At 69.2% G+C, this 26,509-nt stretch carries 24 protein-coding genes and 1 pseudogene; 10 read left to right on the top strand and 15 right to left on the bottom strand.

The window, feature by feature from the left end; all coding sequences use genetic code 11:
* Positions 1 to 40 precede the first annotated feature (40 nt).
* Positions 41 to 1,264: an alpha/beta hydrolase gene (locus LKD76_RS08840; RefSeq protein ID WP_227980546.1), complete on the top strand. Its 1,224-nt coding sequence runs from the start codon at positions 41 to 43 to the stop codon at positions 1,262 to 1,264.
* 37 nt (positions 1,265 to 1,301) lie between these two features.
* Here the strand turns inward: LKD76_RS08840 and LKD76_RS08845 are convergent, their stop codons facing one another.
* Entirely contained in the window at positions 1,302 to 1,877 is a 576-nt protein-coding gene (locus LKD76_RS08845) for a TetR/AcrR family transcriptional regulator (protein WP_227980547.1), read from the bottom strand.
* A 91-nt stretch (positions 1,878 to 1,968) separates the two neighbouring features.
* Here LKD76_RS08845 and LKD76_RS08850 point away from each other — a divergent pair, with 91 nt between their 5' ends.
* Entirely contained in the window at positions 1,969 to 2,427 is a 459-nt protein-coding gene (locus tag LKD76_RS08850; protein WP_227980548.1) for a nuclear transport factor 2 family protein, read from the top strand.
* A 13-nt stretch (positions 2,428 to 2,440) separates the two neighbouring features.
* Here the strand turns inward: LKD76_RS08850 and LKD76_RS08855 are convergent, their stop codons facing one another.
* The 4 genes and pseudogenes from LKD76_RS08855 to LKD76_RS08870 form a co-directional block, all read right to left on the bottom strand.
* The gene (locus tag LKD76_RS08855; RefSeq protein ID WP_227980549.1) at positions 2,441 to 3,382 is read right to left on the bottom strand and encodes a D-isomer specific 2-hydroxyacid dehydrogenase family protein; all 942 of its coding nucleotides are present in this window, start codon (positions 3,380 to 3,382) and stop codon (positions 2,441 to 2,443) included.
* A gap of 94 nt (positions 3,383 to 3,476) precedes the next feature.
* Entirely contained in the window at positions 3,477 to 4,445 is a 969-nt protein-coding gene (ligD, locus tag LKD76_RS08860; protein ID WP_227980550.1) for a non-homologous end-joining DNA ligase, read from the bottom strand.
* A 167-nt stretch (positions 4,446 to 4,612) separates the two neighbouring features.
* A pseudogene (locus LKD76_RS08865) lies at positions 4,613 to 6,713 on the bottom strand (DEAD/DEAH box helicase).
* 133 nt (positions 6,714 to 6,846) lie between these two features.
* A complete protein-coding gene (locus LKD76_RS08870) occupies positions 6,847 to 7,737 on the bottom strand; it encodes an alpha/beta fold hydrolase (RefSeq protein WP_227980551.1) in 891 nt (296 codons plus the stop codon).
* Positions 7,738 to 7,886: 149 nt separating this feature from the next.
* Here LKD76_RS08870 and LKD76_RS08875 point away from each other — a divergent pair, with 149 nt between their 5' ends.
* Positions 7,887 to 8,366 (top strand): hypothetical protein, encoded by a 480-nt coding sequence (locus tag LKD76_RS08875; protein WP_227980552.1) that lies wholly within the window; start codon positions 7,887 to 7,889, stop codon positions 8,364 to 8,366.
* Positions 8,367 to 8,429: 63 nt separating this feature from the next.
* Here the strand turns inward: LKD76_RS08875 and LKD76_RS08880 are convergent, their stop codons facing one another.
* From LKD76_RS08880 to LKD76_RS08900, 5 genes are all read right to left on the bottom strand, one after another.
* Positions 8,430 to 9,650: an RtcB family protein gene (locus LKD76_RS08880; RefSeq protein WP_227980553.1), complete on the bottom strand. Its 1,221-nt coding sequence runs from the start codon at positions 9,648 to 9,650 to the stop codon at positions 8,430 to 8,432.
* A gap of 195 nt (positions 9,651 to 9,845) precedes the next feature.
* Positions 9,846 to 10,187, bottom strand: coding sequence for a VOC family protein (locus tag LKD76_RS08885; protein ID WP_227980554.1), 342 nt, complete (start codon positions 10,185 to 10,187; stop codon positions 9,846 to 9,848).
* Positions 10,184 to 11,137 (bottom strand): LipP1 family hormone-sensitive lipase, encoded by a 954-nt coding sequence (lipP1, locus tag LKD76_RS08890; RefSeq protein ID WP_227980555.1) that lies wholly within the window; start codon positions 11,135 to 11,137, stop codon positions 10,184 to 10,186. Before lipP1 ends, LKD76_RS08885 begins: the two co-directional genes overlap by 4 nt.
* 34 nt (positions 11,138 to 11,171) lie before the next feature.
* Positions 11,172 to 11,933, bottom strand: coding sequence for a glucose 1-dehydrogenase (locus LKD76_RS08895; protein ID WP_227980556.1), 762 nt, complete (start codon positions 11,931 to 11,933; stop codon positions 11,172 to 11,174).
* Positions 11,934 to 12,040: 107 nt separating this feature from the next.
* Positions 12,041 to 13,168, bottom strand: a complete 1,128-nt coding sequence (locus LKD76_RS08900) for an LLM class flavin-dependent oxidoreductase (protein WP_227980557.1) — start codon at positions 13,166 to 13,168, stop codon at positions 12,041 to 12,043.
* 161 nt (positions 13,169 to 13,329) lie between these two features.
* Here LKD76_RS08900 and kstD point away from each other — a divergent pair, with 161 nt between their 5' ends.
* Genes kstD through LKD76_RS08915 form a run of 3 tightly spaced genes read left to right on the top strand, consistent with a single transcriptional unit; the run spans position 13,330 to position 16,642 of the window.
* Complete coding sequence (gene kstD / locus LKD76_RS08905; protein WP_227980558.1) at positions 13,330 to 15,069, top strand: 3-oxosteroid 1-dehydrogenase; 1,740 nt, start codon at positions 13,330 to 13,332, stop codon at positions 15,067 to 15,069.
* A 2-nt stretch (positions 15,070 to 15,071) separates the two neighbouring features.
* A complete protein-coding gene (locus tag LKD76_RS08910; protein ID WP_227980559.1) occupies positions 15,072 to 15,803 on the top strand; it encodes a glucose 1-dehydrogenase in 732 nt (243 codons plus the stop codon).
* 17 nt (positions 15,804 to 15,820) lie between these two features.
* Positions 15,821 to 16,642, top strand: coding sequence for an SDR family NAD(P)-dependent oxidoreductase (locus LKD76_RS08915; RefSeq protein ID WP_227980560.1), 822 nt, complete (start codon positions 15,821 to 15,823; stop codon positions 16,640 to 16,642).
* A 51-nt stretch (positions 16,643 to 16,693) separates the two neighbouring features.
* Here LKD76_RS08915 and LKD76_RS08920 read toward each other — a convergent pair whose 3' ends face one another.
* Entirely contained in the window at positions 16,694 to 18,298 is a 1,605-nt protein-coding gene (locus tag LKD76_RS08920) for an AMP-binding protein (protein WP_227980561.1), read from the bottom strand.
* 253 nt (positions 18,299 to 18,551) lie between these two features.
* Between LKD76_RS08920 and LKD76_RS08925 the strand changes: the two genes are divergently transcribed.
* Positions 18,552 to 20,681: a pyruvate, phosphate dikinase gene (locus LKD76_RS08925; RefSeq protein ID WP_227980562.1), complete on the top strand. Its 2,130-nt coding sequence runs from the start codon at positions 18,552 to 18,554 to the stop codon at positions 20,679 to 20,681.
* Positions 20,671 to 21,453 (top strand): tyrosine-protein phosphatase, encoded by a 783-nt coding sequence (locus tag LKD76_RS08930; RefSeq protein ID WP_227980563.1) that lies wholly within the window; start codon positions 20,671 to 20,673, stop codon positions 21,451 to 21,453. Before LKD76_RS08925 ends, LKD76_RS08930 begins: the two co-directional genes overlap by 11 nt.
* 9 nt (positions 21,454 to 21,462) lie before the next feature.
* Here LKD76_RS08930 and LKD76_RS08935 read toward each other — a convergent pair whose 3' ends face one another.
* Complete coding sequence (locus LKD76_RS08935; RefSeq protein ID WP_227980564.1) at positions 21,463 to 21,648, bottom strand: hypothetical protein; 186 nt, start codon at positions 21,646 to 21,648, stop codon at positions 21,463 to 21,465.
* A gap of 130 nt (positions 21,649 to 21,778) precedes the next feature.
* On the opposite strand from LKD76_RS08935, the gene LKD76_RS08940 reads away from it, so the two are divergent.
* A complete protein-coding gene (locus LKD76_RS08940) occupies positions 21,779 to 22,234 on the top strand; it encodes a thioredoxin family protein (protein ID WP_308188515.1) in 456 nt (151 codons plus the stop codon).
* A 25-nt stretch (positions 22,235 to 22,259) separates the two neighbouring features.
* Here the strand turns inward: LKD76_RS08940 and LKD76_RS08945 are convergent, their stop codons facing one another.
* From LKD76_RS08945 to LKD76_RS08955, 3 genes are all read right to left on the bottom strand, one after another.
* Complete coding sequence (locus LKD76_RS08945) at positions 22,260 to 22,865, bottom strand: cysteine hydrolase family protein (RefSeq protein ID WP_227980565.1); 606 nt, start codon at positions 22,863 to 22,865, stop codon at positions 22,260 to 22,262.
* Positions 22,866 to 22,974: 109 nt separating this feature from the next.
* Positions 22,975 to 23,958, bottom strand: a complete 984-nt coding sequence (locus tag LKD76_RS08950) for a GlxA family transcriptional regulator (protein WP_227980566.1) — start codon at positions 23,956 to 23,958, stop codon at positions 22,975 to 22,977.
* Between the two features lie 59 nt (positions 23,959 to 24,017).
* The gene (locus LKD76_RS08955) at positions 24,018 to 25,412 is read right to left on the bottom strand and encodes an MFS transporter (protein WP_227980567.1); all 1,395 of its coding nucleotides are present in this window, start codon (positions 25,410 to 25,412) and stop codon (positions 24,018 to 24,020) included.
* Between the two features lie 71 nt (positions 25,413 to 25,483).
* Between LKD76_RS08955 and LKD76_RS08960 the strand changes: the two genes are divergently transcribed.
* Positions 25,484 to 26,497, top strand: a complete 1,014-nt coding sequence (locus tag LKD76_RS08960; protein ID WP_227980568.1) for a GlxA family transcriptional regulator — start codon at positions 25,484 to 25,486, stop codon at positions 26,495 to 26,497.
* Positions 26,498 to 26,509 lie beyond the last annotated feature (12 nt).

Consider the following 26,509-nt stretch of genomic DNA (forward strand, 5'->3'; position numbering starts at 1 on the left):
ATGATGGGGTGGTGGATATGCGGCACGGAGGGAAGATCCGATGAACCGAACCGAAGCGTCCTCGGTGGGCGCGGCCGTCGTCGAGATGATGTGCGCGGGCCGGTTCCATGACGCCCGTGAGCGATTCGGACCGTCGTTGCGCTCGCTGATATCCGCCGACAAGCTGGCCGCCGCCTGGGAAAGCGAGATCGGGCCGGATGCGGCGATCGAGGCGACCGACACCGATTCCGAGGCGGTGGTGGTCCGGGTGCGGTCCGCGAAGGGCGCGGCGCAGGTCCTGATGTCGCTCGAGGACGGTCGGGTCACCGGCCTGCGCATAGCGCGTGCGGCGCCGGCGTGGTTGCCGCCGGATTACGCGAAGACGGAGTTCTTCGACGAAGAGGAGGTTTGTCTCGGCCACGCCTCGGACTCGGTCCCGGGCGCCCTGTGCGTTCCGCGCGGCGCCGGGCCGCATCCGGCGGTGGTATTGCTCAGCGGCGGAGGGCCTTTCGATCGTGACGGCACCACCGGTCCGAACAAGCCGATGAAGGATATCGCGTGGGGCCTGGCCGCTGCCGGTGTTGTCGTGCTCCGTTTCGACAAACCCAGCTACCGGGGCGCGGCCGGGATTGCGCCGACCGCCGACTATGTGCCGCCCGCGGTCGCGGCGGTCCGGCGGTTGCGCGAGCGTGACGATGTCGATCCGGCCCGGGTCTTCGTGCTCGGGCACAGTATGGGCGGGAGATACGCACCGCGTGTGGCCGTCGCCGAGCCCGGGGTCGCGGGCCTGGTCCTGCTGGCCGCCGACACGCAGCCCATGCAGCGTGCCGCGGTACGGGTCGGCCGCTATCTGATGTCCGTCGCTCCCGAATCGGCCCGGGCATGGCTACCCGATCCGGAGGAGCTGCTCGCGCAGGCCGCGCGGGTCGAGGATCCGGATCTGCCCGAATCCACTCCGGCCGATGAGCTGCCGCTGGGACTGCCGGCCCGCGTCTGGCTGGATCTGCGTGCGTACGACCCGGTTGCGACCGCCGTCGCGGCGCACAAGCCCATGCTCATCCTGCAGGGCGGGCGCGACTATCAGGTCACCGTCGCCGACGATCTCTCCGGATGGCGGGAGGGCCTCGGCGATCGGGCCGATGTGGATATTCGCGTCTACGAGGCCGTCAACCATATGTTCGTCGCGGGAACCGGCAGGTCCACGCCGGCGGAATACCAGGCGCCCGGCCATGTCGACGGAACGGTCGTCGCCGATATCGCCGAGTGGCTCTCGCGCGGTAGGTAGTGCGCGGGCTCGCCACGAAGGCGGGGCTCGGTCCGTATCAGTGCGACGGGTGGCGCGTAAGAATCAGCGCGGCAGCCGCTTTGGCTCTCGACGCCGTATCGGCATCGCCGGTGATACCCGCGGTGACGAGCGCGCCCTCGGCGAGGAGGTAGATCGCCTCGGCGGCGTCCGTGCCGGTCGCGGCCACCCATGTGGTGATCGCGGTGCGGAAGGCGGCCTTGTGTGCGCGCACCTCGTCGAGGACGGCGGGGGATTCGGCGCCGAGCTCACCGTGGATATTGATCCACGCGCACCCCCGGAACCCCGGTGCGGCGAAGAATTCGCGAAGCCAGTCGAAGATCGCGAGAACCCGGCCGGTGGGGTCGGAGACCTGTTCGACGTGGTCGGTCAGCTCACCCAGCCAGCGGCGATCGCGGCGGCGGAGCATGGCGACGACGAGATCTTCCTTCGTCGGGAACAGGGCGTAGATCTGCTTGAGCGACAGGCCGGACAGCTCACGAATGCGATCCATGCCCACGGCGCGCACGCCGTTGGCGTACACCAGCTCCTCGACCGCGTCCAGCAGCGCCTCGCGGTCGGCGGCCTTGCGCTCGGGGGTGAGTGCGGCAGGCATCGGATCGTCTCCTTGACATCGAGAACGTGCGTTCCCTACTGTATCGCAGTGTTGAGAACGATCGTTCTCCACTCGGAGACAGGAGTGCCCGATGTCCGAATCTCGCCCGCCCTTCCCACCGTTCACACCGGAATCCGCGGCCGTCAAGGTGCAGGCCGCCGAGGATGCCTGGAATACCCGTGACCCGCAGCGGGTGGCATCGGCCTACACCCCCGATTCGATCTGGCGCAACCGCGATACCTTCGTCCGGGGTCGCGAGGAGATCGTGGACTTCCTGACCGCCAAGTGGGAACGCGAACAGGACTACGCGTTGCGCAAGAGTCTGTGGGGCTTTCGCGGTAACCGGATGGCGGTGCGCTTCCAATACGAATGGCACGACAGCGACGGCCGGTGGCGCAGCTACGGCAACGAGCTGTGGGAGTTCACCGATACGGGTCTGATGTCGCGCCGGGAAGCGAGCATCAACGATGTGGCGATCGCCGAGACCGAACGGCGGATCTTCGGCCCGCGCCCGGTCGAGGAGCACGGCGTCGATATCCCGCTGTGGTAGCCCGGGATCGAGGTCAGTAACCGGCAGCGGGATCGATGCGCGCGATCAGTTCACGACCGGCGACGAAGCGCGCGACATTCGCGCGCACATGGTCGGCGAAGGCCGCGGTGCGCAGCCGCGGCGGGTTGGAATCGTGCGGGGTGATGATCGCATTCGGCACATCCCAGAGCGGATGGCCGTCGGGCAGCGGCTCGGGATCGGTGACATCCAGGCCGGCGCCGCCGATCGTGCCTTCCTCGAGTGCGACGACCAGCGCATCGGTATCGATCAGCGATCCACGCGCCACGTTGATCACCCAGGAATGCGGTTTCAATTGCGCCAGTTCACTCTTCCCCACCAGGTGACGGGTGTCCGGAGTCGCCGGCGCCGCCACCACCACATGATCGGTACGTGACCAGATCTCCGGCAGCCGCCGAGCCGGAACGGTTTCCACGACATGGGGGGCGGAAATCGGTGTGCCGGAACGGTTCACCGCGATGATATCGGCGCCGAACGGCTCCAGCAGCGAGATGACCTCGCGGCCGATGCCGCCGGCGCCCACCACGGCCACCGTCGCGCCGCGCAGAGTGCCGATACGCGGGAAGAACTCGTGCTGGCGCCAGCCGCGGGCACGCACCTGCTCGGGAAGATACCGCACACCGGCGAGGAGCAGCGCCACCGTGTGCTCGGCCACGCTCCTGGCGAAAGCTCCTGCGGCCGAGGTGAATACCACCTCCGGATGGCGTTCGAAGATCCCGGCCGCGAAGAACTCCTCCACCCCGGCGGAGAACAACTGCACCCATTCCACCGATTCGGGCAGCTTCGCGGGGAACTCGGCCGGGCCGCCGTCCCATATCACGGCTCGCGCGGTGTCCAGTTCCGCGATCTGCGCTCCGGCCTCGCTGATCGCCCGCAGCAGCGGATCGCTGGGAACGGGGGCAAGCGCGATGCGAACGGGATCGGCTGGGCTCGTCATGCTGTGTACTCCTCTGAATTCGGCCGTGCCCGCCAATCTTGCGCGGATTGCACCCGAACGGAAGGGTTTCGCTCCGGCGTGGTCCGATCGCGGATCATTGCTCGCCTTCGGGCGCCTCGTCCAGATCCACCTCGACCCGGTCGCGATCGGCCCACTCCAACAGCGTGTTCAGGTCGAAGACCGCATCGTCGATACCCGCGTGCAGATCGCCCAGTTCGCCGTAGCGCGCGGGGACGGTGCCGATCGTGAAGTCGTTCGGCTCGATATCGGGAATCTCGTCCCAGCGCACCGGCGTGGAAACGGTGGCGATCGCGACACCCCGAACCGAATAGGCCGCGGCGATGGTGTGGTCGCGGGCATTCTGGTTGTAGTCGACGAACAACATCCGCGGATCGCGGTCACGGCGCCACCACGTGGTGGTCACATCGTCGGGGGCCCGCCGCTCCACCTCACGGGCGAACGCCAGCGCCGCTCGCCGGACCTGCTGGAAACCGTGTTCGGGCGCGATCCGGACATAGATATGCAGGCCGTGACCGCCGGAGGTCTTGGGCCACCCCACCGCGCCCAGCTCGTCGAGCACCTCGTGGGCGACCTCGGCGACCCGCTGCACGCGCGACCACGGGCATTCCGGCATCGGATCGAGATCGATGCGCCACTCGTCGGGCTTTTCGGTATCGGCACGGCGCGAATTCCAGGGATGGAACTCCACCGTCGACATCTGGACCGCCCAGATCACATCCGCCAGCTCGGACACACACAACTCGTCGGCATGGCGGTTGTAGCGCGGAAAGTGCACTCGCACCGTGGGAATCCAGTCCGGCGCACCGGCCGGCAGCCGCTTCTGATGCACCTTGCCGCCGGGCAGCCCCTTCGGGAACCGGTGCAGCATGCACGGCCGGTCCCGCAGCGCGTTGACGATCCCGTCGCCGACGCTCAGGTAGTACTGCACCAGATCCAGCTTGGTCGCTCCGATATCGGGGAAATACACCCGATCCGGATTCGATATGCGCACCGTGTGCTCGCCGACCGTCAACTCGACCGCCGGCGTCGACTTACTGGTCACCGGATCGACGATAGCCGTATCTGTGGCCTCCGCTTCGTTGCGGCGGGTTTTCGGCCCGTGCGAACCGGCTCGGACACGTTCGGCTCGGGGATCCGGGGGTTCGATCGTGCTCCCGGCGATGGTCCGCCAGTGATCGTGGTCCGATTCGGCTGCGCCGAAGGTCGATCTCAGGTCGGGGTTGCCAGGGCCAGAGGCAGGACCGCGGGGGCGCCGGCCAGGCGGAGGGTGCGCGCGGCGAGGGTCAGGGTCCAGCCGGTATCGGTGTGGGTGTCGACCAGCAGGACCGGAGTGTCCAAGCCGGTGAGGTCCGGGACCTCCCAGGAATCGAACAGGGCCGCGACACGGTGGGCGGAATTGGCGGCCGATACCGGCGGGCGGTCGGGGCGGGTATGCAGAACCCCGAGGTCGGTGAGACGTCCGATGGTGGCGAGGCGGGCGGCCAGATCGGCGGCGAGCCGCGGATGGGTGGCCGATTGGACGGCCATGACCGCGCCCGGGCGCTGGGGCCAATCCCATTCGCGCAGGACGGCGATGCATGCGTCGACGATGTTGCCGGGCGCCGGGCCGTCGGGCTCGTCGAGCAGGGTGCGGAGTCGCTGCCCCCAGCCGAGATCGCTGAGGCGGCCCAGCACCCGGCCCACCTCGGGACCATCGGAAATCTTGCCGGACAGCGGAATTCCCAGTTTCGACAGACCGGTGGGCCATTGTTTGCGGGGTGCGAGATCGATACCGGGACGGTCCAGCCGCGCGCGGATCGCGGCGACCTCGTCGGCCTCGACCGACACATCGAATCGGTGCCCGGTGCAGTTGTCGCAGCGGCCGCAGCCGGGCGCGTCGGCGGTGAGACCGGGATCGTCGAGCTGACGGCGCAGGAAGTTCATCCGGCATTCCGCGGTGCTCTGATATTCGAGCATGGCCCGCTGTTCGGCCTCGCGGGCCTGGTCCAGGCGTTCGTAGCGTTCGGTGTCGTAGGTCCACGGCGCACCGGTGGCCAGCCAGCCGCCACGCACCCGCCGCACGGCGCCGTCCACATCGAGCACCTTGAGCACCATCTCCAGCCGGGAGCGGCTGAGCTCGACCAGCGGCTCCAACGCGACCGTCGACATCGGCCGCTCGTAGTCCAGCGCGGCGAGCACCGACCGCACCACGTGCTCACGCGGAAAGGCCACGGACGCGAAGTAGTTCCAGATCTGCCGATCCTCGGGCCCGGGCAGCAGGACGACCTCCGCGCGCGCGAGCGCGGCATCGTCGGTGGCCGCTCGCCCGAGTCCGCGTCCGGCGCGGCCGACCTGCTGGTAGTAGGCGATAGGGGAGGAGGGCGCGCCGATATGGACGACGAAGCCCAGATCGGGTTTGTCGAAGCCCATGCCGAGTGCCGACGTCGCGACCAGCGCCTTCACCTCGTTGTCCAGCAATGCCTGCTCGAGCGTCTCGCGCTCGCCGGGATCGGTGCGACCGGTGTAGGCCGCGACCCGGTATCCGTGGTCGGCGAGCACATCGGCGAGATCGTGGGCGGCCGCCACGGTGAGTGAGTAGATGATGCCGGAACCGGGCAGCTGAGCGAGCTGCCGGCTCAGCCAGGTGGTGCGCGCGACGGCGTCGGGTATTCGCACAACGGACAGATGCAGTGATTCGCGGTCGAGGGTGCCGCGCAGGACCAGCGTGTCGGTGCCGATCTGGGTGGCGACATCGGGCGGTCGCGGTGGTGGCCAGGACCGGGATGTCCTCGCCGAGGTCGGCGATGAGAGTGCGGATGCGCCGGTAGTCGGGCCGGAAATCGTGGCCCCAATCGGAGATGCAGTGCGCCTCGTCGACCACCACCAGCCCCGCGTCGGCGGCCAGTTTGGGCAGGACCGAATCGCGGAAATCGGGATTGTTCAGCCGTTCCGGGCTGACGAGCAGCACGTCGACCTCGCCGGCGGCGACGCGCGCATGGATCTCGTCCCAGTCGGTGACGTTGCCGGAGTTGATGGTCTCGGCGACCACACCGGCGCGGCGGGCGGCGGCGACCTGGTTGCGCATCAATGCCAGCAGCGGTGACACGATCACCGTCGGGCCGCGCCCCTGGGAACGCAGCAACCGTGCGGCGATGAAGTACACCGCCGATTTGCCCCAGCCCGTGCGCTGGACGACGAGGGCCCGCCGCCGGCGCACCACGAGTGCCTCGATGGCCGTCCACTGATCCTCGCGCAACCGCGCCTCGGGACCGGCCAGCTCACGCAGCAGTTCCTCGGCGGATTCGCGTAGCTCGGTAGTCACGGCCTCCATCGTGCCCGAGCCCTCCGACACCGGGCCAGCGCCGGTCCGATAGCCGCACCCCGTCCGGGGATCCGGTGCCGGAATCGGCCGGCGTTCGCAGCGCCCGGTCCGGCCTCACCCCGGAGCGTGGCGGCGGCCGCCGCTAGCCGGTCTCGGCGGCGAGTGCCAGCAGTCGATCGCGCACCAGGTCGGGACGTTCCTCGGGAATGAAATGTCCGCAGCCGCTGACGTATTCGACGGTGTAGTCGTCGGCGCGGGCCGTTTCGGCGGCGGCCAGGGAACGGTGAATGGCGGCGTCGCCGGTGCCGAACAGCGCTCGAATCGGAACCGTCGCCCGGCGCCGCTCCGGATGCCGGCCCGCCGCCGGCAGTTCCTTCAGCAGGAAGGTGCGGTAGGTGTCGGTGGCGGCGCGGGCGGGCACCGGCTCGCGGAATCGGTCGCTGTAGGTGCGGATGATCTCCGGGGTGAAGGCGTCGCGGTTGGTCACGCCCAGTCGCAGCAGCCGATCGATGAACGGGGTGTGGCGTTGCAGCGGCACCCCGAAGGTCGCCACCAGGGGCTGATACATCAGGAATCGCCAGGCGTGCGGTGCGAAGGTGCGCGCCGAGATCCACGGGTGGGCGATGTTGAGGGGCAGATACCCCTCGAAGCGGGCGGGCTCCCGCAGCACCATCAGAAATCCGACGAAGCCGCCCCAGTCGTGGCCGGCCAGCAGCACGCGGCGCAGTCCGAGCTCGTCGAGCAGGGCCAGCAGGTCGGAGGCGACCTCCTCCTTGGCCCAGCGATGCGGCGGCGGTCCGGACCATCCGTAGCCTGGCAGATCCGGCACGATCAGGCGCAGCCCGGCCGGTGGGTCGGCGAGCAGATGGCGGTAGGTGTAGTGATGCTGCGGCCAGCCGTGCAGCAACAGCACCGGCCGGCCGTCGGGCACCCCGGCCTCGGTGACGTGGAAACGCACCCCGCGCGCCTGGACGAAACTGCGGCGGACGCCGGGAATTTCGGGCGGTTCGGCCGCCGGGTGAGCTGAAGTCATACCCGATGGTAACCAGCGGTTACCGGGACGGTCACGCAGCGAACGTTTTCCGCACGGCATCGGGAATTTTCCCGCGCGAGGACCGACAATGAATGCGCACAGGCTACGAGGTCCACCGACATGCGCGGGAATGCAGGAGGAACGGGGCGATGGCGAAGAAGTTCGAATCACCTGCGGGCTGGGCTCCGCCGGGCTCGCAGTTCCAGAGTCGCGCGGTCACCAGCAGGACTCTGTCGGGGGTGCTGTTCGGGGTGATCGTGACGCCGATCGGAATCGCGTTCGCCGCCAAGGGTGGAGCAGACATCCGGTATTGGGTGATCGTCGGCGCGGTCACCGATCGCTGGACGGCCGCGCTGGAGATCGTGGGGGGTTCGTTCCTGTTGCTCCTGGTCGCGGCGATGGCGGCCTTCTCTCCGATCGGCACCATCGTGGCCAGTCTGGTCTGGGGGATCTTTCCCGGCATCCTGCACATCCTGTTCCCGGACGACACCTTCCGGCTGATCAGCGACCTCCCGTTCACCGACTCGTCGATGCAGGTGGCCCTGCACAGCTGGGTGACCTACGGGTTCGCGCTGATCTCCGGAATGATGCTGCTGGGAGCCGGGTTGGTGGGTGTACTGCGCAAGTGACGCCGGCCGCCGCGCCCCCGCCGGGATCGGTACGGGCGCAACGGCCGACGTCGGTGCCGCCGCTCAGCCCTTGACGCACAGCACCTGTCGCAGCGTGGCGACGACGTCGACCAGGTCCCGCTGGGCCGAGATCACCGTGTCGATGTCCTTGTAGGCCGCGGGGATCTCGTCGATCACCCCGGCGTCCTTGCGGGATTCGACACCGTCGGTCTGGGCGATCAGGTCGGCGACGGTGAACTGCCGCTTGGCGGCGTTGCGGCTCATCCGGCGCCCGGCTCCGTGCGATGCGGACTGGAACGAGACCAGATTTCCCTTGCCGCGCACGACATATGAGCGCGTGCCCATCGAGCCGGGGATCAGTGCGAGATCGCCCTCGCCCGCGCGGACCGCACCCTTGCGGGTCACCAGCATCGGCATGCCGTCGATGATCTCCTCCGCCACGTAGTTGTGGTGGCAGGAGATCGGATCGTCGAAAAGTACCGGCAGCGAGTCGAATTCCTCGCGGACCGTCGCGCACACCAGGGAGAGCATGACCGCCCGGTTACGGGCGGCGTACTCCTGTGCCCAGGTCAGGTCGTGCCGGTAGGCCTCCATTTGCGGTGTGCCGGAGAGGAATACCGCCAGATCGCGATCGGGCAGATCCTGGTTCTGCGGCAGCCGCCGCGCCACGGCGATATGCCGCTCCGCGAGCTCCTTGCCGATGTTGCGGCTTCCCGAGTGCAGCAGAATCCACACGTTGTCCTCGGTGTCCAGGCAGACCTCGATGAAGTGGTTACCACCGCCGAGGGTGCCCATCTGCTTGTGCGCCTTGGACTCTCGCTTCTGCACCGCCGGATCCAGGTCGGTGAACCGGTTCCAGAACGTGGACCAGCCGCCACGACGCCCGGCCGTCGAGCGCGCGCCCGTGACGGTGGGCTCGAGCCGGGTGACGTCGACGGCCGCATCGTGCGCGGAGAAGCCGACCGGAACCGCCGCCTCGATGCGCGAACGCAGCGAACGCAGGTCGTCGGGCAGATCGGACGCGGTCAGCGAGGTCTTGACCGCCTCCATCCCGCAGCCGATATCGACACCGACCGCGGCGGGAGCCACCGCATCCTTCATGGCGATGACGGATCCGACCGTGGCGCCCTTGCCGAGGTGCACATCGGGCATGACGCGGACGCCGTAGACCCATTCCAGTTGCGCGATGGTACGCAACTGCTGCAGCGCGGCCTGCTCGACCTCGTGCTCGTGGGCCCACATGAGCGTCTGCGCCTTCGCTCCGCGCAGCTCGACGGGAAACATGATCGTGATCCTTTCGTGAACGACTCTCCTGTTCACGGTAGGGATCGCGGCGAGAATGCGCATCCGGATTTCCGGGCCGGCCACGCCCGGCAACTGTCGGCTCGGGGCTCGGCGGTGTCCGAAAGCCGGACAGATTCCACGGGCGGGCGACCACGGCCGTCCGGCGGCGGTCGCGCTCGCGGATGTGCCGCCGAGTCAGCCGATCGGCTCGTAAACAGCTATGTGCCAAGAGCTTTCACCGGCGGGACGGACCACGGATCGGCGCTCGTGGGGACCGAGGGCCGGGTCTGCGACCTCGAATCCCTTGTGCCGCAGATCGTTCAGAGTCGCGTCGAGGTCGTCGACCTTCACCGCCAGGAAGGGCGTCTCGTCGGCTCGGTCGGTGCCGGCGAGCATGATTCGCACGCCGCCGACATCGAACTGGGCCCAGCGATCGCCGTCGGCGACCGTCGGCTCACCGACCAGCGCGGTGAGCAATGCGACCGCGGCCGAGAGGTTGTCCGCCGGATACGCGGGGCCGACGCGCAGCACCGTCATCGTCGTGATCCCCGCGGAGCGGCGAATGCCCGCCGCAACGCCGCGAACGCGCGCTCGGTCGCGATCCCGGTCTCGGGCAGCACCTCGCCCATGGTCATGAAGCCGTGGAACATCCCGTCGTAGCGGTGCACCTCGACCTCGACTCCGGCCGCGGTGAGCCGTCGCCCGTACGCCTCGCCCTCGTCGCGCAGCGGATCGAACTCCGCGGTCGCGATATGGGCGGGCGGCAGTCCCGCGGGATCGGCCAGCAGCGGTGCGGCATAGGGGTCGGTGCTACCGGATCCGCCCAGATACTGCTCCCAGTACCAGCGCAGATGGTCGTCGGTGACGAAATAGCCCTGCGCGTTGTCGCGATAGGACGCGCTCGAACGCGTCGGGTCGAGCATGGGGTACATGAGGACCTGGGCCGCGACGGCGGGCCCACCCCGGTCGCGTGCCAGCAACGCCGTGACCGTGGCCAGATTGCCGCCCGCGCTGTCGCCGGCGACCGCGATCCGCGCCGGGTCGGCACCGAACCGCTGCGCGGTGGCCGCGATCCAGCACAGCACCGCGTAGGCGTCCTCGGCGGCGGCGGGGAACCGATGCTCGGGAGCCCGCCGGTACTCGACCGAGACGACGAGGGCGCCGGCGCCGTTCGCCATCGACCGGCAGAACTGGTCGTGGCTGTCCACACTGCAGATCACGAACCCGCCACCGTGGCAGAAGAGCACCACCGGCAGCGGGCCGGTGGTGTCCCGCGGGGTGTAGATCCGCACCGGGATCTGCTCGCCGTCCGCACCGGGAGCGAACGAATCGACCACGGCGGCAACCGGAATCGGCTCCACCGCGGCCGCCGGACGGGAGGCGAGCTGCCGCCGGGCCTCGGTGGCGTCGACCACCTCGGTGCCGAGTCTCGGGAAGGCCGCGGTCGCCGCGTCGACGACCGCGCGGGTGTGCGGTGACATCGTCATAACGTCTCCGGTATCGCGAGGGCGCGCGGGTCGCTCACAGTCCGTCCTGGAGCTCCGGGGGCATGAACTTGCCCGCGGCCAGGCCGCCGTCGACAGTGATCTCCGCGCCGGTGACATAGGCCGAGGCGTCCGAAGCGAGGAAGGCGACCAGTTCGGCGACCTCCTCCGGGGTGCCGGTCCGCTGCAGCGGCAGGGTCGGGAAGCTGCCGGGACCGGTGGTGAGGTACGGCACCATCGGGGTGGCGATCGGCCCCGGATGGACCGAGTTCACGCGAATTCCGCGGGGGCCCAGCTCGAGTGCTGCGGTCTTGGTCAGGCCGCGCAACCCCCATTTGGAGGCGCCGTAGGCGGAGTGGCCCATCAGCCCCTCGAGTCCGGCCTGTGAGGAGATGTTGACGATCGATCCGCCCGCTTCCGACATGGAACCCACGACCGACCGGATCCCGCGGAACGCGCCCACCAGGTTGACCCGCAGAATCGTCTCCAATTCCTCGGGTGTGGTCTCGGTGAGCGGTTTGGCGGTATAGATCGCGGCATTGTTGACCAGCACGTTCAGTGCGCCGAACTCCGATACGGCGACCGTGACCGCGGCGTTCCAGTCGTCGGCCGAGGTCACGTCGTGGCGCACGAAGCGCGCCGCCGGACCGAGCTCGGCCGCCAACTGCTTACCTTCGGTCTCCAGCACGTCGGTGAGCACTACCCGCGCGCCCGCGGCGACGAACAGTCGCGCTTCGGCCGCACCCTGTCCGCGCGCCGCGCCGGTGACGAGCGCGACTTTGTTGCTGAGATCGACCATTCGACATCTCCGTCCTGTGAGTGTGCCGAGATCCTGTGCCGCACGGGCGTACTCGGCCAGTGCCGATCTCGATGGGCGGGATCGGCGTCGGTGAAGTGGTTGTCCTGCTACTGGTTCCGGAAATGCGGAATGACCTTCTCGCCCCAGTGCCGGATGGTCTCGAGGCATGCCTCCTGGGGCACGGTGCCCATCTGGATCAGGCACAGGATCTCGTCGGCGCCGGCATCGCGCAGCCGCTCGACGTAGGCGATCGCGTCCTCCGGGCTGCCGTACGCGTGATCGGCGTTGAACACCGAGGTCGAACCGGATTTCACCGGGATCTTGGCCTCGTGCAGGTAGGCGACGTGCTCATCGGCGGCCTCCTTGATCCGTGCCACCTCGTCCACGGTGGGATCGACCGCCTCGTCCGGCACGGGCCCGGCCCCGTAGTAGTGCTTGATGGACTGGGCGAAGAAGCGCTGGCCCCGGGCGCCGATCTGCTGGGCCCGGTCTCGATCGTCCAGGACGATGGTCGGGCACAGGGCGGCGAAATGGTCGTTGGTCACCGTCGAGACGAAACGCTCGCCGGTGCGGGCCGCGATCGCCTCGTCGTAGGTGCGCCGCAGCTCCGCGATCTCCGCCACACCCGCGAAACCCAGTACCAGAGCGCCGATTCCGTAGTCGGCGGCCAGCTTCAACGTGTCCTTCTTGGTGCATGCCATGAACAGTGGCGGATGCGGGCGCTGCACCGGCCGCGGCAGCAGCGCATGCGGATCGATATCGAGCAGCTCGCCGTGGTACTCGAATTCGCCGTCCGGATCCTGCCACGCCGTGCCGATCATCCGCAGCGACTCCTCGACCTCGGCATAGGTCCGTTCCGGGTCGACGCCGCACATCGAGGTCTCGACCGGGGTCGCGCCGCGGCCGGCGCCCAGGTTCAGGCGGCCGCCCGACAGGACGTCGAGCATCGCGGCCCGCTCGGCCGCGCGGACCGGATGGTTGAAGTTGAACGGCATGCAGACCACGCCGTGGCCGATGCGGATGCGCTGGGTCTTGGCCGCCACCCAGGTCAGGAAGATCTCCGGGGCGCTCATGTGCGCGTACCACTTCAGCCCGTGGTGTTCGACGGCCCAGACCGTATCGAAGCCCATCTCGTCGGCCAGTACCGCCTGCTCGACGCAGTCCCGCAGCACCTGTGCCTCGTGTTCGGCCGTGGGGTCGGTCATCTGGGCCTCGAAGATCATCGAGAACTTCATCCGGCACTCCCGTCATCTCGTCCTATGCCTAGTAGAAATAGTCCGTCCCGGACCCGTCCTGGTCAGCCCGAAGTCCCGCTGGCCGGGACCGTGCGGTGTCGCATCGGCCGTACCGCCATAGCGTCGATCGCAACGATGGGGAAGGACGGAAAGAACGCCGCATGACACAGGAATTCGAATTCGACGTGGTGGTCGTCGGCTCCGGCGCCGCCGGTATGACCGCTGCCCTGACGGCCGCCTATCGCGGGCTGTCGGTGACGCTGATCGAGAAGAGCCGCAACTTCGGCGGGTCCACGGCCCGCTCCGGCGGCGGCATCTGGATCCCCAACAATCCGGTGCTCCAGGCCGCGGGCGTGCCCGACAGCCCGGAGCTGGCCCGCACCTATCTGAAAGCGGTTGTGGGCGAACGGGTTCCCGAGGCCAAGCAGCGTGCCTTCCTGGACCACGGGCCCGAGATGATGCGCTACATCGGCGCCCGCAGCCGGTACTGGGACTTCGTCTACGACCGCGGCTACTCCGACTACCATCCGGAATTCCCCGGTGGTCTGGCCCAGGGCCGCAGTATCGAACCGGCGCCGATCGACGGGCGACTGCTCGGCGGCGATCTGCACAAGATCAATCAGCCGACCATGTCGGGTCCGAAGGGAATCGCGTTCACCGTCAGCGATTTCCACGATCTGAACATGATCGCCCGGACCTGGGCCGGTAAGCGCACGGCGATGAAGGTCGGCGCGCAGGCGGTGGCCAACAAACTCCGCGGCCGCCTGCCGCTGAGCCTGGGCAAAGCGCTGGCCGCGCGGCTGTGGCTGTCGCTGCGCGACGCGAGCGTGCCGGTCTGGATGAACACCCCGCTGACCGAGGTGGTGACCGAGGCGGGTGTCGTGGTCGGCGTGCGCGCCGAACATCAGGGCGCGCCGGTGCTGATCAGGGCGCGCCGCGGTGTCGTGCTGGCCGCGGGCGGCTTCGAACACAACCTCGACATGCGCCGTCAGTATCTGTCCGGTCCGCAGTCGACCGAATGGACCGTCGGCGCCACCGAGAACGTCGGCGAGGGCATCGTGGCGGGCCAGAAGGCCGGTGGCGCGGTCGATCTCATGGACGACGCGTGGTGGGGCCCGTCGGTCCGCAATCCGGACGGCCCGCCGTTCTTCTGCCTGGCCGAGCGGGCGCAGCCGGGCGGGATCATGGTCAACCACGCGGGGCGGCGGTTCGTCAACGAATCCGCGCCTTATGTGAACGTCGTACACACCATGTACGAGCAGCATGTATCCGGTGTGGACCACATTCCGGCCTACTTCATCATGGATCAGACCTTCCGTGACCGGTACCTGTTCCTGGGCAATTTCCCGAAGCGGCCGATTCCGCAGAAGTATCTCGACGCCGGGATCATCACCCAGGCCGATACGCTCGAGCAGCTGGCGAACAAGATCGGTGTTCCCGCGCCGGCGCTGACCGATACCGTCGCGCGATTCAACGGCTTCGCGCGCACCGGCCGAGACGAGGACTTCGGACGCGGCGACTCCGCCTACGACCGGTATTACGGCGATCCGACCGTGGCACCGAATCCGTGCCTGGCGCCGCTGGACAACGGGCCCTACTACGCGGTGGAGATGGTGCCGGGCGATCTGGGCACCAAGGGCGGTCTGTGCACGGACGAATTCGCGCGGGTACTCGACGACGGCGACCGGCCGATCGCGGGATTGTATGCGGCGGGCAATAATTCGGCCTCGGTCATGGGTAACGACTACGCCGGCGCCGGCGCGACCATCGGCCCGGCGATGGTGTTCGGCTTCATCGCCGCCAACCATCTCGCGGACCACGCCCAGCCGCAGGCGGCCGGCGCCGCGCCGAAGCGCACGGCGAAGTCACGCACCACATCCGCCATCGCGGGGAAGGAATAGCCATGGGCAGGGTCGACGGAAAGACGGTCATCGTCACCGGGGGTGCGCGGGGGATGGGTGCGGCGTTCGCCGCGCGGCTGATCTCCGAGGGCGCGTCCGTGGTGATCACCGATGTCCTGGCCGACGAAGGCGCGCAGACCGCCGCCCGGCTGGGATCCTCGGCACGGTTCGTGGCCCACGATGTCACCGACGAATCGTCGTGGAACGAGGTGGTGACACAGGCGGAATCGGCTTTCGGTCCGGTCGCGGGACTGGTGAACAACGCCGGCATCGTGCACGTCGACCCGATCGAGCAGTTGGCCGAGGCCGACTTCCGCAAGGTGATCGACGTGAATCAGGTCGGGGTATTCCTCGGCATGAAATCCGTCGTGGGTTCGATGCGGCGCGCCGGTCACGGGTCGATCGTGAACATCTCCTCGGTCGGCGGCATCATCGGCTTCTCCAACATTCTCGGTTACACGGCCTCCAAGTGGGCGGTGCGCGGGATGACGAAGACCGCGGCACAGGAGTTCGGGCCCATGGGAATTCGGGTCAACTCGGTGCACCCCGGCGTGGTGATCACGGAGATGACCGCCGATTCGGCGCGGTCGAACTCGATGTTCCACGATCAGCCGCTGGCGCGGGCCGGCACCCCCGAGGAATTGGCGAATCTGGTGCTGTTCCTCATCTCCGACGAATCCGGTTACAGCACCGGTTCGGAATTCGTCGCCGACGGCGGCTTCACCTCCCACTGAATCGAAGGATATTCGCCGTGAAGAGTTTCGCAGGTAAGACCGTCGTCATCACCGGCGCCGGCGCCGGCATCGGCCGGGCCCTGGCGCTGGAACTGGCCGGGCACGGCGCCCGGCTGGCACTGTCCGGTCGAAATATCGACAATGTGTCCGAGACCGCGGCGCTGTGTGAGAAGCGGGGCGCTCATGCGCGCGCCTACCGGCTCGACGTCACCGATCGTGACGCCGTCTACGCACACGCCGATCAGGTGGCCGGTGACTTCGGCGGCGTCAACGCGATCGTCAACAATGCCGGGGTGTCGTTGACCGCCAGCACCGAAGAGGTCAGCTGGGATGATTTCGAATGGATCGTGAACATCAACTTCTGGGGCGTAGCCTACGGGACGAAAGCCTTTCTGCCCCATGTGATCGCCTCCGGTGACGGTGCGGTGGTCAATGTGTCGAGCATGTTCGGCCTCGCCGCCTGCCCCACCCAGGGCGCCTACAACGCCACCAAATTCGCGATTCGCGGCTTCACCGACGCCTTGCGGCAGGAGATGAAGATCGCCGGTCACAAGGTGGCGGTGAGCTGTGTGCATCCCGGCATGATCCGGACCGAGATCGCGTGGAAGGCGCGTGCGGGCGCCGGCCGTGACCGCGACGCGCTGGCCGCCAACTTCGACAGCCTGGCCAAGACCAGTCCGGAGAAGGCGGCCCGGGCGATCGTGGACGGTATCCGCAAGGATCGGGCCAAGGTGCTGATCGGCACCGACGCCCGCGTGATCGACCTGCTGCCGCGCGTCTTCGGATCGGGCTACCAGAAGATCCTCACCGCGCAGATGCGCAACGAAGTCGCGAAGTAACCGCGCGCACCAGCCCGCTCGCCGGATCGCGAGCGGGCCCTGCGCCTCGGATCACAGCGGCAGATCGCGCCTGCGCACCTTGCCGGTGGTGTTGCGGGGCAACCGATCCAGTACGCGCACGACCCGTGGCACCTTGTAGCCGGCGAGCCGGGTCCGGCACCACGCGAGGAGCGCGCCGGGATCGAATGCCGCGGGGTCGTGCACGACGACGAACGCGGCGCCGACCTCGCCGAGCCGGTCGTCCGGGATGCCGATCACGGCCGCCTCGGCGATACCGGGGTACTCCAGCAGGGCCTGCTCGACCTCGGCCGGATACACGTTGAAGCCGCCGGCGATGAACATGTTCTTCAACCGGTCGGTGATGCGCAGGTAGCCCTCGGGATCCAGCGATCCGACATCGCCGGTGTGCAGCCATCCGGCGGAATCGACGGCGTGTGCGGTGGCCGCCGGATCGTCGAGATATCCGCACATCACATTCGGCCCCCGCACCACGATCTCACCGGAGGTTCCGGACGGGACCACCCGGCCTTCGGCATCGACGATGCGAATCTCACTGCCCGGCAACGACTTACCGACCGTGCGGGCGGTGCGCTCGGTGGGTTCGCCCGGTGCGCAGACCGTGACCACGCCGATGGATTCGGTGAGGCCGTAGGCGGTGAACACCTCGGCGGCTCCGAGTTCGGTGCGGATGCGCCCGACCAGCGACTCGGGAATGGCGGCGCCACCGGTGCCCGCCAGCCGCAGCGCCGGGAACCTGGCCCCGACCCGCAGGAGATCGGTGAAAACCGTGGGCGGGCCGGCGAGTACGGTGATCCGCTCCCGGATCAGCACCTTCGCCGCCGACTCCGCCTCGAATATCGCCAGCGGCACCATGGTGGCCGCGCGCAGCAGGCAGGCCACGATGCCCGCCTTGTAGCCGAAGGTATGCGAGAACGGATTGACCAGTAGACAGCGATCGCCGTGGCGCAGCGTGACCGCATCCGCCCAACGGTCCAGCACGCTCAGGGTCCGGCGGTGCGTACTGAGCACCCCCTTGGGCGCGCCGGTGGTGCCCGAGGTGAACAGGACGTCGCAGATGTCGTCGGGATCGACTGTGGCCGTGCGTACTTCGGCCTCGGCGCGGGAGACCGAACGGGCCGCGGCGCGAAAGCGTGCCCAGTCGAGCAGCGGCGCCCGCGGTCCGGCGCCGTGCTCACTCGGCGCGGTCGCCGGCAGCAGCACGGTATGACGCAGATCGGGGAGCGGCCCTTGCTCGCTGAGCATCAGCGGGTAGTCGGTATCCAGGAATCCGCGCACCGTGAACAGCATCCGGCAGCGGGCGCGCCGCAAGATCGCCGCGGCCTCCGCACCGCGCAGGCGGGTGCCGAGGGGAACGAGGGTCGCGCCCGCACCCAGCATGCCGAGAGCGGTCGTTATCCAGTGCGCGCTGTTCGGCGCCCAGAGCGCGACCCGATCGCCGGGCTCGATCCCGGTCGCGATCGCGGCGCGGGTCACCTCTCGGGCGGCCGCGTGCAGTTCGGCATAGGTCAGCCGGATGTTCGGCTCGACGATCGCCACGGTCGATCCGTAGCGGCGCGACATCTCGGCCAGCAGCGCCGGAATCGTCGCGGGAACCACGGTCGTCCGCGGATTCCGCGTGGTCTGTCTGTCCGCCATCGCCGCCCGAGCACATCGTCGTGGGAACCGCGCCGGTCGCGCGCCGCTCACGGACCATCCTGCCGCAGGCCGGGGCCGGGGCCGGCCGATTCGCGGCATCGGTCCCGGTCAGTGGACCGCCGGTCCGGTCGCCGGGGAGTTATCCGCTGAGCGGGACGTCGGCTACTGGCGAGCACCCCTCGGGCGGCACTCTCGAAGGATGACCGGGGCGGCAGGGGGTTCGATGCCCCGATGGATGGACCGAAGGAGTGACATGACCGCGGGTGCGGAGCTGGCCCACCGATCCGAGACCGTCGTCGGACTGGACGGCAACTGCCCGCTGTCGCGGGAACGGATCGGTGGCAAGGCCTGGAGTATCAATCACATGCGCGGGCTCGGGCTGCCGGTACCGCCGGCATTCGTGCTGACCACCGACGCGTGGCGTGATTTCACCGCACGGGGCGCGATCGCCGACGAGATCTGGCGGGCCGTCCGTGACGGTATCGCGACGCTCGAGCACGGGACCGGGCGCACCTTCGGGTCGACGCGAGCGCCGCTGCTGGTCTCGGTCCGATCGGGCGCCGCGGTGAGTATGCCCGGCATGATGGACACCGTCCTCAACCTCGGCATCAACGACGGTGTGGAGCAGGCGCTGGCCGCCGTGACCGGAAACGCCGGTTACGCCGCAGACACCCATCGGCGATTCCGGGAGCAGTACCGCGAGACCGTGCTCGGTGTCGCCGACGGTGTGGTTCCGGTCGATCCGTGGGAGCAGTTGCGCGGTGCCATCACCGCCGTGTTCGGATCCTGGGACTCCCAGCGCGCCAAGGCCTATCGGCGCAACCGCGGCGTCGCCGACGATCTCGGCACCGCGGTCACCGTCCAGGCGATGGTCTTCGGAAATCTGGACGACGCCTCGGGCACGGGCGTGCTGTTCAGCCGCAATCCCAATACCGGCGACGGCCCGGCCTACGGCGAATGGCTGGTGGGCGGACAGGGCGAGGATGTGGTGTCCGGCCGAACCACGCCGCGACCGCTGGCCGATCTCGCCGCCACCCAGCCGGAGCTGCACCGGCGCCTGATCGAGGCCGCGGACCTGCTCGAACGCGATGGCCGCGATATTCAGGACATCGAGTTCACGGTGGAATCGGAAACCTTGTGGCTGCTGCAGTCGCGTCCGGCGAAACGTTCGGCGCGGGCGGCGGTACGGGCCGCGGTCGCGATGGTGGCCGAAGAGCTGATCTCCGCCGAGGAGGCCGTGCAGCGGGTCAGCGCCGAGCAGATCCGGGTCGTCCTGCGCCCGGCGAGCACTGCCGCCGATGCGGGACAGGCTCTCGCCCGAGGCGAATCCGCCTGTCCCGGCGTGGCTTTCGGTCTGGTGGTCACCGACCCCGACGAGGCCGAGGCGCGGGCGCAGGCGGGTGAGGACGTCATCCTGGTGCGGCCCACCACCAGCCCCGACGATCTGCCCGGCATGATCGCCGCCCGCGCGGTGGTCACCGAATCCGGTGGCGCCACCTCGCACGCCGCGCTGGTGAGCCGCGAACTGGGCCGGCCCTGTGTCGTCGGCTGCGGTCCCGGTGTGGTCGCGGCCCTGGCCGGGCGCCGGGTCACCGTGGACGGTGGCGCCGCGGTGGTGTGGGACGGTGAAGTGGCCGGGGGTGCGGTCGATCCCGCCGCACTCGACGATGTGCGCAGACTGGCCGCCTGGGCCGGTGTGACACCCGAGGAGCTGGCCCGATCCGCGGACACCGAGCCGGAAGATGCCTGGGCGCAGACGGTTACCCGCGCGGTGAGCGATCTCGAGCTCGTTCGCCTCATCGGTGTCAAGGGCCGGGTGCGCAGCGATGCGGTCGCCGCCAGTCTGGGCGGTGACGTCGCCGAGATCGCCGCCCGGTGCGCGGATCTGATTTCCGGTGGCCTGTGCGCCGACACCCCCGCGGGGCTGCGGCTCACTCCCGACGGGCGGCAACGACTGGACACGCTGCTGACCGCCGAGCGCGCGACGGTCGATGCCACGGCGATGACCGCGGCCTACGCGGATTTCTGCGTGGTCAACGCCGAACTCAAGGACATCGTGACCGCCTGGCAGATGAAGGATGCGGCCACCCCCAACGATCACGGCGACGCCGAATACGATGCGGCGGTGCTGGATCGGCTCACCGACCTGCATCGGCGGGTACGCCCGCTGGCCGGGCGTCTGGGCTGGATCGCCCCGCGGCTGGCCCGATACCGCGACCGGCTCGATCTGGCCGTCGAGCGGATCGGCGGCGGCGATCACACCTGGGTGGCGCGCCCGATCATGGACAGCTATCACACGGTGTGGTTCGAACTGCACGAAGATCTGATCGGCCTGTGCGGACTGAGCCGTGCCGACGAGGCGGCGGCCGGTCGTGCCGAATAATCCGATCACCACCTCGGCCGCCGCGGCCCGGCGCTGGGTCGATTTCGCCGAGATCGACAACATGCGCGACCTGGGCGGACTTCCGGTAACCGGTGGCGGCGCCACGCGTTTCGGGGTGGCACTGCGGTCGAGCACCCTGCAGCAGGCCACCGAGGCGGATCTGGCGCTGCTGCTGGGCACGCTCGGGCTGCGTACGCTGATCGATCTGCGGCTGCCCGACGAGGTCGAGCGGGAGGGGTACGGTCTGCTCGCCGATACCACGATCGACAAGGTCAACCTGCCGGTACGCAAGTCGCCGCAATCCTCCTTGGCGGCCAGGGATCTGGTACCGGACAAGTCGCGGGTGGATCTGGCCGCCCTGTACGGCGCGCTGCTGGCGGGCAGCCCGGCCGAGATCGTGGCCGCGGTGCGGCTGGTCGCCGATCCCGATCGGCAGGCCGTGGTCTTCCACTGCGCGGCGGGCAAGGACCGCACCGGAGTCCTGGCGGCGGTGCTGCTGGACGCGGTGGGAGTGGCGCCGGAGGTGATCGCCGCGGACTACGTGCTGACCAACGAGCGCATGGCGCGCGTCCGCAACCGGCTCGACGCCCTGGGCTCCTACACGGGCCTGCCGCCGGCCGACACCGGGATTCTGGCCGTCGACCCGGCGGTGATGCTGAACTTCCTCGGCGCGCTGCGTCGCGACCACGGTGGTGCCGCCCGCTGGCTGCTCGAACACGGGCTCACCGGCGCGCAACTGGCGATGTTGCGGGCCGCGCTGGTCGCCGAGTAACGGCGGGCATCACCTGGAATAGTCGCGGAAGGTCATCACGAACGCCACCGCGGCTATCGCGAACAGTGCGATGTAGGCGAGTACCTGCAGCGCGACATTCGCCAGGTTGTGCACCCCCAGCCCCAAGAGCAGGACGGCCAGCAACAACACCACCCCGTAGAACGGTGTGCGCTGGGGGTGGTCTCCCATACCCATAATCGAAAAGTACCCGATCAGGGCGAAATCCGACAGCCCTGCCCGCGGCCTCGTTCCGCGAATCGCCGGCCCTGCCGGGGCCGGCGATCCATGGAAGAATTCGAGATCGAGCCGCCATCGGGAGGTAAGTATGTCGACCCAGCCGCTGACCCGGCAGACCTTCGACACCGTGGTGTCGACCCATGCGATCGTGCTCGTCGACTTCTGGGCGTCCTGGTGCGGCTGGTGCACCCGCTTCGCGCCGATCTACGCCGAATCCGCGGCCCTGCATCGCGAGATCGTGCACGCCACCGTCGACACCGAGGCGGAGCCGGCACTGACCGCCGCCGCCCAGATCGCCAGCCTGCCGACGCTGCTCGCCTTCCGTGAGGGGCTGCTGGTCTACTCCGACCCGGGCTTCCGGACCGCCGCCCAGCTCGAGGACGTGGTCCAGCAGGTCCGCTGGCTGGATATGGACGAGGTGCGCCGAGAGCTCGGTGTGCGCAATCCGGCCCAGGCCCCGGCGCATCCGGCCCCCGTCCCCGCCCGCGCGGGACTCGCCGCCGGGCCCGGCGACTACGGCTGGCCGGGCCTGCGTTCTCGATGACCGCGCCGGTCATCGGTCCGTTCGTTCAATCGAGCAGGTCCGCGACGGTGGGACAGATCAAGCCGAACAGATCGCCGACGGTGGTCAGGGCGGCGGTGTGCAGTACATCCGCCGGCAGTGGTGTCCGATCGGGTGCGGCCAGGGCGCGGGTGGCACAGGCCTCGGCGACCACCGTAGGCCGGTAGCCCCGATTGAACGCGCCCTGGGCGGTGAACGCGACGCACAGATGGGTCATGAATCCGGCCAGCACCAGATCCGGTCCGGCCCCGGCGCTTCGCAGCGTGTCGTGCAGGTCGGTCTCGTGGAACGCGTCGGGAAAGTTCTTGACCACCACCGGTTCTCCGGCTTCGGGGGCGACATCGGCGATGATCGCGCCGATCTCGGCCCGGATGTCGTAGGGCGTGCCCGGCCCGGCGTCGTTGACGATGTGCACGATCGGGCGCCCCAGCTCGCGGGCCGCGCTCAGCAGCCGGGCACCGGCGACAAGGGCCGCATCGGCGTTGGGGAGCGCCATCACGCCCTCCCGGTAGGTGTTCTGGAAATCGATCATCACGACAGTGGCGTCGGCCAGCCGGGGGAGCCCGTCGTCGAGGCCGGAGACCTGGCGCAGGGGGGTGGAGACAGCGGACATGAGTGCCTTCTTTCCTTGGGGGGCAGTGTTTTCGGGCAGGACGAAGCGCCGGGCCCGGCAGGGTGCCGGGCTCGGTGGTCGTCCGGATATCAGGCCGGGGCGCGCACGATCAGGCCGTGGTGCGGAACCGCCGGCGATAGGCGCCGGGGCCGGTGCCCAGGCGCCGCAGGAAGGCCCGATGCAATGTCTCGACCGAGCCCAGTCCGGCACCGTGTGCGATCCGCGGCAAGGGCAGATCGCTGGTTTCGAGCAGGCGACGGGCGGCCTCGACGCGGGCGGCCTCCACATAGGTGGCCACTGTGAGACCCATCTCCTGCCGGAATACGCGCGCGAAATGCCTCTCGCTCAGGCACATTCGGGCCGCCAGCGCGGCGGCGGACAAATCGGCGTCGAGATTCTCGGCGATGTAGGTCCGTAGTTCGTCGATATCGCGGCGGGCCGGAGCCGGTCGGCTCAACGGCACACTGAACTGGCTCTGGCCACCCTGCCGGCGCAGGTAGACGACGAGCTGGCGGGCCACCGACAGGGCCAACTCCTCACCGCGGTCCTCGGCGACCAGGGCCATCGCCAGATCCAGGCAGGCGCTGATACCGGCGCCCGTCCAGACCCGTCCCGAGCGCACGAAGATCGGATCCGGATCCACTGTGACCCGCGGATGGTCGGTGGCCAGTTGCCCGGCGGTCGACCAGTGCGTGGTGGCCGTCTTCCCGTCCAGCAATCCGGCGGCCGCCAGCAGATGCGCCCCCACACAGACCGATGCGATCCGGCCGGTGCGCGGCGCGATCTCGCGCAGCCAGCGCACCACCTCGTCGTCGACCCGGGCAACCGGTCCGTCCGGGGAGGGATCCACCGCTCCCGGCACGATCAGAGTGTCGATGGCCGTATCGATATCGGAGAACGCGAGATCGGTCAGTACTCGCACGCCCGCCGAGGTGCGGACCGCCCCGTGATCCGGTCCGGCCAGCAGCACCTCGTAGCCGGCGGTGCCCCCGCTCTCCCGATTGGCCAGCGCGAACACCTCCGCCGGCCCGGTGACGTCGAGCAGATCCACGTCCGGAAAGGCCGCGATGACCACACGATGCTTCGATGACATTCCCCCATCCTGTGGGTTACCCGGCCGTGACCGCAACGACGGATAACTGCCGGATCCGGTCATGCGCGGGTGCGGAACGCCCATCCGGCGCCCGCCGCGAGCATCCCCATGGCAACCATGTACAGCCAGCCGAGCCGGAAATCGGCGAGATCGGCGGTGGTGGTGCGCGCGAAGATCGCGGTCAGGACGGCGACGCCGAGGGCGGAGCTGGTCTGGCGCGCCATCATCGAGGTGCCCGACCCCAGCGACAGCTGATCCGGCGGCAGGAGCGCGGAGGCGCCGAACAGCGGCGGCTGCAGCAGGGCGGTGCTGACTCCGGCCAGGACCGCGCCCGGCAGGAACATCACCGCGTAGGACGTGCTGGTCCCGGCCAGCGCGAGCCACCACCCCGCACCGGCGGCGATGGTGAGGCCGCCCAGCGTGGCCGACGCGCGGGCTCCGATACGGGCGACGACGCGACCCGACAGCGGCGACACCAGCAGACAGCTGATCGGGATGGGCGCGATGCCCAGGCTGGCTCGCAGTTCGGGATAATGCCATTGCCCGGTGAGATACAGCGTGCCCGACAGCAGCAGCGCCGCGAAGGCCAGGTAGTAGCAGAACACCCCGAGTGTCGCGATGCGAAACATCCGGTGGCGCAACACCACCGGGCTCACCACCGGATCCGGATGGTGGCGGACGTGGTAGGTGAACGCGGCCGCCAGTCCGAACGCCGCGCCCAGTGCCGCCAGCGTCGGCGCCGACCCGTAACCCCAGGCCGCGGCCTGGACGAAGACGGTGGTCAGTGCCGCGGTGGCGCCGAGCATCAGGGCGGCGCCGAGGAGATCGAGCCGGCGCCGCACCCGGGCCCGGATATCCGGCAGCACCCGCAATCCGAACCCGACGGCCGCGACGGTGATCGGGACGTTCAACCAGAAGATCCACTGCCAGCCGAATCCGAGCAGGAGTCCGCCGATCACCGGTCCGCTACTGGCGCCCGCGGCGGCGATCGCCGTCCAGATCCCCATCACGGTCGCGTGTTCGCGGGGATCGAAACACGGCAGTACCAGCCCCAGCCCGGTGGGCACCAGCAGTGCCGCGGCGACGGCCTGCAGGACCCGGGCCGCGATCAGGAAGGACAGTGTCGGAGCCAGTGCGCAGCCGATCGACGCGATACCGAAAAGCGCTGTGCCGACCAGGAATCCGCGGCGGCGACCGGTGTCGTCGGACAGTCGCCCGGCCGGGACCAGCAAGGCCGCCATCACGATGGTGTAGGCGTTGAGCACCCAGGACACCGAACTCGCGGCGGCGCCCGGGAACGAATGCCGCAGGGTCGGAAAGGCGACCGTCACCGCGAACAGATCGAGGATCGCGAGGTACTGCGCGACGCTCGCCACCGCGAGGACTCGCCAGCGCCGCGGAGATTCGAACAGTGAGGCGGGATCCGCCGACCGGAGAGTGTCCGTAATCATCATGATTGAAACTATTCAGTCACCGAACAGGGAATTCGAGTGGCGAATATGCCACTATGCGCTAGATTTTGGACATGGCTGCTGAAGGGGCACACGCACAGTCCGGAACCGTCGCCGTGGCGGTGACACCCGGGCAGCCGGTGTTCGAGGTCGCCATCCCCTATCAGGTGTTCGCCGAACCGCCGCTCGGGATCGACCCGGATCGCTGGTATCGGCTGCGGATGTGCGGTCCGCGTGGCACCCGCCACGCCACGCTGCGGGATCCGTTCGTGACACTGACCGACTACGACTACGACGATCTGATCGCCGCCGACACCGTGATCGTGCCCGCGGTGCCGGACGTGCGCGCGCCCGCGCCCGCGGAACTGGTCGAAGCCGTGCGCGCGGCCTATGCCGCGGGAGCGCGCATCGCGGCATTGTGTTCGGGCGCATTCGTTCTCGCCGAAGCGGGACTGCTCGACGGCAGGCCGATGACGACCCACTGGAAACACGTCCCGGCGCTGCTGGAACGCTATCCGCACCTGCGGCTCGACCCCGGCGTGCTCTACATCGACGATGGGCAGATCCTGACCAGCGCGGGCACGATGGCCGGTATGGATCTGTGTATTCACCTGATCCGCAAGGACCTCGGCGCCGCGGTGGCCAACGCCACCGCGCGGGGACTGGTGGTGCCGCCACACCGCGCCGGTGGACAGGCGCAGTATCTGCGCGCGCCGGTCCCGGTCGACGCGGCCGATCCGGGGCTGGCGGCCACCCTGCAGTGGGCGCTCGCCCGGCTCGACTCGGTTCTGACGATCGGTGATCTGGCCAAGCACAGCGGACTCGGTGAGCGCACCCTCGCCCGCCGCTTCCACGCCGAACTGGGCACCTCACCGCTGCGCTGGCTGCTGACCCAGCGCATCGATCGCGCCCGGGAACTGCTCGAGGCCACCGATTTCGGCATCGATGCGGTGGCGCGGCGGTGCGGATTGGGAAGTGCGGCGAATCTGCGTGCGCACTTCGGCCGGGAGGTGGGTGTCTCACCGAGTGAGTACCGGCGCTCGCACCGCGGCAACCGCCACGAGGTCGTGGTCGACACCCCGTCCTGACGCCGCCCGGGT

The sequence above is a fragment of the Nocardia spumae genome (assembly GCF_020733635.1).
In the GTDB taxonomy this organism is placed as follows: domain Bacteria; phylum Actinomycetota; class Actinomycetes; order Mycobacteriales; family Mycobacteriaceae; genus Nocardia; species Nocardia spumae.

Coding starts and splice junctions, on each gene's coding strand:
- LKD76_RS08840 (WP_227980546.1), top strand. CDS start 41: ATGAACCGAACCGAAGCGTCCTCGGTGGGCGCGGCCGTCGTCGAGATG.
- LKD76_RS08845 (WP_227980547.1), bottom strand. CDS start 1,877: ATGCCTGCCGCACTCACCCCCGAGCGCAAGGCCGCCGACCGCGAGGCG.
- LKD76_RS08850 (WP_227980548.1), top strand. CDS start 1,969: ATGTCCGAATCTCGCCCGCCCTTCCCACCGTTCACACCGGAATCCGCG.
- LKD76_RS08855 (WP_227980549.1), bottom strand. CDS start 3,382: ATGACGAGCCCAGCCGATCCCGTTCGCATCGCGCTTGCCCCCGTTCCC.
- LKD76_RS08870 (WP_227980551.1), bottom strand. CDS start 7,737: ATGACTTCAGCTCACCCGGCGGCCGAACCGCCCGAAATTCCCGGCGTC.
- LKD76_RS08875 (WP_227980552.1), top strand. CDS start 7,887: ATGGCGAAGAAGTTCGAATCACCTGCGGGCTGGGCTCCGCCGGGCTCG.
- LKD76_RS08880 (WP_227980553.1), bottom strand. CDS start 9,650: ATGTTTCCCGTCGAGCTGCGCGGAGCGAAGGCGCAGACGCTCATGTGG.
- LKD76_RS08885 (WP_227980554.1), bottom strand. CDS start 10,187: ATGACGGTGCTGCGCGTCGGCCCCGCGTATCCGGCGGACAACCTCTCG.
- lipP1 (WP_227980555.1), bottom strand. CDS start 11,137: ATGACGATGTCACCGCACACCCGCGCGGTCGTCGACGCGGCGACCGCG.
- LKD76_RS08895 (WP_227980556.1), bottom strand. CDS start 11,933: ATGGTCGATCTCAGCAACAAAGTCGCGCTCGTCACCGGCGCGGCGCGC.
- LKD76_RS08900 (WP_227980557.1), bottom strand. CDS start 13,168: ATGAAGTTCTCGATGATCTTCGAGGCCCAGATGACCGACCCCACGGCC.
- kstD (WP_227980558.1), top strand. CDS start 13,330: ATGACACAGGAATTCGAATTCGACGTGGTGGTCGTCGGCTCCGGCGCC.
- LKD76_RS08910 (WP_227980559.1), top strand. CDS start 15,072: ATGGGCAGGGTCGACGGAAAGACGGTCATCGTCACCGGGGGTGCGCGG.
- LKD76_RS08920 (WP_227980561.1), bottom strand. CDS start 18,298: ATGGCGGACAGACAGACCACGCGGAATCCGCGGACGACCGTGGTTCCC.
- LKD76_RS08925 (WP_227980562.1), top strand. CDS start 18,552: ATGACCGCGGGTGCGGAGCTGGCCCACCGATCCGAGACCGTCGTCGGA.
- LKD76_RS08935 (WP_227980564.1), bottom strand. CDS start 21,648: ATGGGTATGGGAGACCACCCCCAGCGCACACCGTTCTACGGGGTGGTG.
- LKD76_RS08940 (WP_308188515.1), top strand. CDS start 21,779: ATGTCGACCCAGCCGCTGACCCGGCAGACCTTCGACACCGTGGTGTCG.
- LKD76_RS08945 (WP_227980565.1), bottom strand. CDS start 22,865: ATGTCCGCTGTCTCCACCCCCCTGCGCCAGGTCTCCGGCCTCGACGAC.
- LKD76_RS08950 (WP_227980566.1), bottom strand. CDS start 23,958: ATGTCATCGAAGCATCGTGTGGTCATCGCGGCCTTTCCGGACGTGGAT.
- LKD76_RS08955 (WP_227980567.1), bottom strand. CDS start 25,412: ATGATGATTACGGACACTCTCCGGTCGGCGGATCCCGCCTCACTGTTC.
- LKD76_RS08960 (WP_227980568.1), top strand. CDS start 25,484: ATGGCTGCTGAAGGGGCACACGCACAGTCCGGAACCGTCGCCGTGGCG.